The organism is Leclercia tamurae, assembly GCF_025566055.1.
Lineage (GTDB): Bacteria > Pseudomonadota > Gammaproteobacteria > Enterobacterales > Enterobacteriaceae > Enterobacter > Enterobacter tamurae.
Genome location: NZ_JAMHKS010000054.1, coordinates 1 through 5,816, shown reverse-complemented (window position 1 = coordinate 5,816; position 5,816 = coordinate 1). Strand labels below are relative to the sequence as shown.

General features: G+C 41.7%; 6 protein-coding genes. 2 read left to right on the top strand and 4 right to left on the bottom strand.

Features of this window, described 5'->3' with window-relative positions; translation table 11 throughout:
• Positions 1 to 112: IS1 family transposase (locus M8318_RS00355; protein ID WP_001691633.1), on the top strand; the 112-nt coding region annotated here is incomplete at its 5' end.
• Positions 113 to 148: 36 nt separating this feature from the next.
• Here the strand turns inward: M8318_RS00355 and M8318_RS00350 are convergent.
• The 4 genes from M8318_RS00350 to M8318_RS00335 all read right to left on the bottom strand — a co-directional run bounded on the left by M8318_RS00350 (position 149) and on the right by M8318_RS00335 (position 5,497).
• On the bottom strand, positions 149 to 955 hold the full coding sequence (locus tag M8318_RS00350; protein WP_073971254.1) for an endonuclease/exonuclease/phosphatase family protein: 807 nt from the start codon (positions 953 to 955) through the stop codon (positions 149 to 151).
• An 86-nt stretch (positions 956 to 1,041) separates the two neighbouring features.
• On the bottom strand, positions 1,042 to 2,670 hold the full coding sequence (locus tag M8318_RS00345; RefSeq protein WP_062779820.1) for a PTS transporter subunit IIBC: 1,629 nt from the start codon (positions 2,668 to 2,670) through the stop codon (positions 1,042 to 1,044).
• Between the two features lie 59 nt (positions 2,671 to 2,729).
• Positions 2,730 to 4,463, bottom strand: a complete 1,734-nt coding sequence (locus M8318_RS00340) for a glycoside hydrolase family 13 protein (protein ID WP_062779822.1) — start codon at positions 4,461 to 4,463, stop codon at positions 2,730 to 2,732.
• Positions 4,464 to 4,531: 68 nt separating this feature from the next.
• Positions 4,532 to 5,497, bottom strand: coding sequence for a LacI family DNA-binding transcriptional regulator (locus tag M8318_RS00335; RefSeq protein WP_045332106.1), 966 nt, complete (start codon positions 5,495 to 5,497; stop codon positions 4,532 to 4,534).
• A gap of 248 nt (positions 5,498 to 5,745) precedes the next feature.
• Here M8318_RS00335 and M8318_RS00330 point away from each other — a divergent pair.
• Positions 5,746 to 5,816: IS1 family transposase (locus M8318_RS00330; protein WP_044061500.1), on the top strand; the 71-nt coding region annotated here is incomplete at its 3' end.

The following is a 5,816-nucleotide window of genomic DNA, read 5'->3' as shown; positions in this document are numbered from 1 at the left end:
TCTGAGACAACATCTGGCAAGGCTGGGACGGAAGTCACTGTCGTTCTCAAAATCGGTGGAGCTGCATGACAAGGTCATCGGGCATTATCTGAACATAAAACACTATCAGTAAGTTGGAGTCATTACCGGTTTAGTCTATGAATAAACATTAAATAATGTCTACTTCCACCAGAACCCCAAAGTGATCCGATACAACCGGATAAAAATCGTTATTAAAAATCACCTGATGCTGCTTTACCACCATCGGTTGATTACTAAGAACCAAATCAATGCGTAGCGCTTGGCTATTTTGTTCCCAACCGTCAATATTTTTAATTACAGTAGTTCCGGAGTCTTTTATTTCTGCTATTTCATAACAATCTATCAAACCGCACTGTAATACATAATCATAACCTTCATTGCGTATATGGCTTGGGTTGTTGAAATCGCCTAATAGAAAGCTCAACTCTGTTGATAATGTTGCCTTTATTCTGTTGAACTGGTCCTCAAATGAGCTCTCTGAGTCACTCCACCAGCCGCAATGACAATTATAAAGATTGAAATCACCTCGTTGAGAAGTGACCTTAATACGCACTGCTCGCCTATGTTTCCAAAAGTTCACATCATAGTTATCACTTAGGTCAATGACCTCATGCTCGACAATCGGCAGTCGCGTCAAGAATGCCAGTCCCTCTTGATATACGTCATAACTTTGATGAACGAAATCCCATGTAAGTTGGTAGTGATAGCCGTATTCCATGAGTTTTTTCTGTAATAAATATCCATAGTTATCAGCGAGCACGGTGTGATTAGTTAATATATTGGCATCAACAGCCGAGCTATTTTGATGTTGATTCACTTCCTGTAATGCAACGACATCGCACCCTTGCTCGATAATGGCTTGCGCTACCACATCCAACTTTTCTAGTTGTTTCTCTTCTTGCCAACTATGGGTATTTAGCGTCATTAACTTCATTTATTATTCACTTATTCATTGTAGCGAGTTAAACGCAGCTCAAGGCTGCGTTTCTCGAGGTTATTTTATCTAGGGTAGAGAATGAATTACGCAGGTTGTGCTGAAAACTTCTCAACTAATCTAGATTTAATGACATCCACTCCTGGACCATAAATAACTTGTACTCCCTGTTCTTTAATTACAGCACCAAGTGCTCCTGTCGGCTTCCATAATGCATATTCAGCAACCAACTGCGGGTCATTAACTGTAATGCGCAAGCGAGTCATACAAGCATCAATCTCAACAATATTGGCACGGCCACCTAAATTCTGAATAATAATGTCCATCTTCTCATCTTCTGACATGGATTCTGAACTTTCATCGAGGTAGTTACCCATACGGCCCGGTGTTGGCAATTTAAATTTGACAATGAGCACACGGAATAATCCATAGTTAACACCAAAGAAAACAATAGAAACCAATGCGAAGCGAACCAAATCACCACCGATTCCCGCTGAAACCATCATAGGTATACGAGTGAGTAACTCAATCAAACCAAAGGCATGTATACGTAGGTCCATCACATCGACCAACGCAAATGCAATCCCTGTTAATACCGCATGCGCAACATACAAAACAGGAGCAATAAACATAAACATGAATTCAATAGGCTCTGTCACACCGGTTAATAACACAGCAAGACACGCAGATAAAAACATTGGCTTGTATTGTGCGCGCTTATCACTATCAACACAGTGATACATCGCAAGTCCAATACCAATCAATGAAGACGCTGCGATAATAACTTGGCCCGCTTTAAAACGTGCTGGATGCACCGTATCTAATAGATGTTGGTAAGTTGTCGGATCGCTTAATTTAAGATTATTTAAATCGCTAACCCAAGCAAGCCATAGTGGATCTTGACCATAAACACTTGCCCCCGCATTCACCCCTGTTAAAAGCTCATAAGTACCACCCAACTCGGTGTAATTCATTGGAATAGTTAAAGTGTGGTGTAAACCAAATGGCAGTAATAAGCGCTCTAACGTACCATACAAGAAAGGAGCAGTGATCGGCGCAGTGTCTTTAGAGGTTGCAATCCATTGACCAAAATCATTAAGCGCACCTTGAATTAAAGGCCATACGATTGATAAAGCAAACGCAATAATCATCGAATAGAAAATAACAACAAAAGGTACAAAACGCTTACCGTTGAAAAATGCTAATGCCTGAGGTAAGCGAGCGAAGTCATGATAACGGTTAAATAAGTTGGCACCTAAATAGCCAGACATAATACCGATAAACACACCCATATTTAGAGCAGGAGCACCCAAAATATTAGTGAAGAATTGAGAGACAGGTAGCTCAGAACCAAATAGGCTCATCACAACCGCCTCGGGATCACTGAGCATAGCGTTATCCACGCCTAATATAACCCCAGTGATACGGTTAATTAAGATGAAGGCGATCAGCGCGGCAAATGCTCCTCCTGCACGTTCTTTAGCCCATGATCCACCAATAGCGACAGCAAATAATAGGTGAAGATTAACTATGATCCCCCAGCCTATGTTTTCCATAATAGCGCCTAGTGTTTCAATGGCACCAATACCACCAGCATACATTGCGACAACTTTACCGAGTGATATCATGATACCAGCGGCTGGCATCACCGCGATAACAACGATAAGGGATTTCCCAAATCGTTGCCAAAAATCAAAAGATAGTAACTGACTCATAAATGATTCCTTGGTTTAAATGCAGGGTAGCCTTATCAAGGCCCTGCGATAAATATAATTTAGTGCTTTCTTGCAAATATATACGCAGCATAAGGTGGGGCAATTTGCGTCGCTATAAAATCTGAGCGAACGTGTTCATTGTTGACATTCTGATTATCAAGCATTAACTCGCCTAATTGCATGCGGTCGATATCAACGATGCTCTCTTGTGGACTTAAATTGGTAATAATGGTCCATGTCATATCTTGTGCAACACGTTGATAAGCATAGATATTAGGGTCGTTAGGTAGCAGCAATTGATAGCGGCCAACCACTAAACTTACATTTGACTTACGCAGAGCAATCAGCTGCTTATAGAAACTCAAAATCGAATTTGGATCTTTCTGTTGTTGCTCAACATTGATATCTGCGTACTGTTGATTGACGGAGAACCAAGGTTGCACCTCAGAAAAACCGGCAAAATCCTGCGCATTCCATTGCATTGGCAAGCGACTGTGGTCGCGAGATACTTGATTTAACAAGGCTAAGATGTCTGCATCGCTTTGACCTTGTTGAGATAGCTTTTGAATTAAATTTCTAGCAGACACATCATTAAATTCATCAAGAGAAGTAAACTGATGATTTACCATACCAATCTCTTGGCCCTGATAAATAAACGGAGTTCCTTTCATCAAGAAATAACAACTCGCTAACGCGGTAGCACTGGCATACCTAGAGGTAGGGTCGGCAAAAGTATCAATGCTACGAGCTTGATCGTGGTTTTCTAAATAAAGCGCATTCCAGCCTTTACCTTCTAATGCATCTTGCCAACGCGATAAAATGCGTTTGAACTCCACTAGATCTAAAGGCACGTTGCTTTGTTCTTCCGACCATAGCTTCATGTGTTCAAACTGAAAAATCATGTTGAAAACACCGCCTTGATCGTGCTCGGTCGCTTCGGCAACCCAAAGTAATGCATTGTCGGCAGTCACCCCATTAGCCTCACCAACTGTCACTATGTTAAAGGGATCAAACGCCTGCTCTTTTAACTCATGCAGATGTTTTTCAATCCCTGCCACATTCATATGATAATCAAACGAAGAGACATACTTTTCACCCTTTGGATTGGGTAAAGAAGGTAAACCTGGTTGTTTCTGAATATGGCTAATTGCATCCACACGGAAGCCATCAATACCACGCTCCAACCACCAATAAATCATTTTAAATAGTGCTTGTTTAACTTCAGGATTTTCCCAATTCAGATCAGGTTGTTTTTTTGAAAATAGGTGCAAGTAGTACTGTGCAGTTTTTTTATCATATTCCCATGCGCTGCCATGAAAAATACTTTCCCAGTTGTTTGGGTCGCAAGTCGGTTTTTCAGCGGTAGGCTCACAACCATCACGCCAAATATACCAATCGCGCTTAGGGCTATTTTTGTTATCTCGAGATTCAATGAACCATGGGTGCTCGTCGCTAGTGTGGTTGATCACTAAATCCATAATAATGCGAATGCCACGTTTATGAGCAGCACTGATTAGTTCATCCACATCCTCAAGGGTTCCAAAGTCAGGATGAATCGCTTGATAGTCACTAATATCGTACCCGTTATCATCATTAGGTGATGCATAGAATGGGCAAATCCATATTAAATCAATGCCCAAATCAGCAAGATAATCGAGCTTAGCAATGATGCCATTGATGTCACCAATACCGTCCTGGTTTGTATCATAAAAACTACGGGGATAAATTTGGTAGGCGGTTGCTTTCTTCCACCACGCGAGTGGTTTTGAGTGCATATTAGGAGCGAGTGTCATCGGTTATACTATATGTGTTATCGTTAACATATATAGTTAAGTAGAACCGATTTGGACTCAACACAATTTCAGAGGAATTGTGAGCTTTCTCTCATCTTTATGTCGAATGTGCCTTCAACAGAACTGAAATCGCGCTTGAGCAATTTTTTGACAGCTTGGTAGCCCACTTGATAGTAGTTAAAAGCGACAGTCGTCAGGCTCGGGACTAACAAATCGCTGTAGTCATAGTCACCCATGCCTACAATCCATACGTTATGACCGATCTTGAGTTGCTGTTCTTTGGCGCGACGATATAAACGAATGGCAATATTATCGGTGGCACAAAAGTAGACATGATTAGGCTGTAATTGAACGGCCTGATAGCCAGCTTTGTCCTCCGAGTTGGCTAGGGCTTGTAGTGATAAATTCAACTCAGGGACGGTGTCGGTAATAGTGGCTTGCATCAACTTAGTGCGGCTAGAAAGCATACGCTCATCATAAATATAATGTACGGCAGCCAGCGGTGCCTGCTGCTGTTTTAACTGAGTGATGGTGTGGGAGACGAGGGCTTTAATCGCTGCATGATCGGGGTAATATAAACAGCAATGGTGGGGGGTATTTTTGCCAATAAATACCACATTGTCTAAGGTTCGATAAAAAGTCTCTTCGACACTGTGCTTTGACGCAATAATAATCGTGCCCAATGCATTTAAGCCGTTAAACTCTCTCACAGCTTGGCATTCTGACTCATGGTTAAACCCTGTGGCATGAAACAGCATTCGTACTTGTGATTCATTGGCAGCAGCCAGCGCCCCTTTAATCACTAAACTGGTCGTATATGACTCAATACGAGGCGCGATGAAACCAATAATATTGGATTGGCTACGAATGGAGCGAGCAAATATATTAGGCGTGTAATGACTCTCTTTGACGATGGCATCAATTTTAAGGCGGTTCTCTTCCGAGACATAACCGCCATTAAAGTAACGCGACACAGTCATTGTTGAAATTCCAAGCTGCCTTGAAATCTCAGCCATGGTCATTTTTTTACTCATTACCTATTTCCTTCAATAATGCACTATTGCCATATCTCCAAGTGACTTCAAGATACAGAATTCAGAGTTGAGTCACTTGGGCATAGTATCCAATATATTGGCTAACAACACAGTAAATAAAACTGGGTGGACGTATGAGTGTTTAATTTTCACTCACAAGATTTAGACCTGAACTCAAGACCAAGGAGCGAGCGGTAATGCTGCCAACTTACTGATTTAGTGTATGATGGTGATTTTAAGGTGCTTGCGTGGCTTCCATTTCCATCAGATGTCCTTCCTGCTCCGCTACTGAAGGCGTGGTGCGTAACGGCAAAAGCAC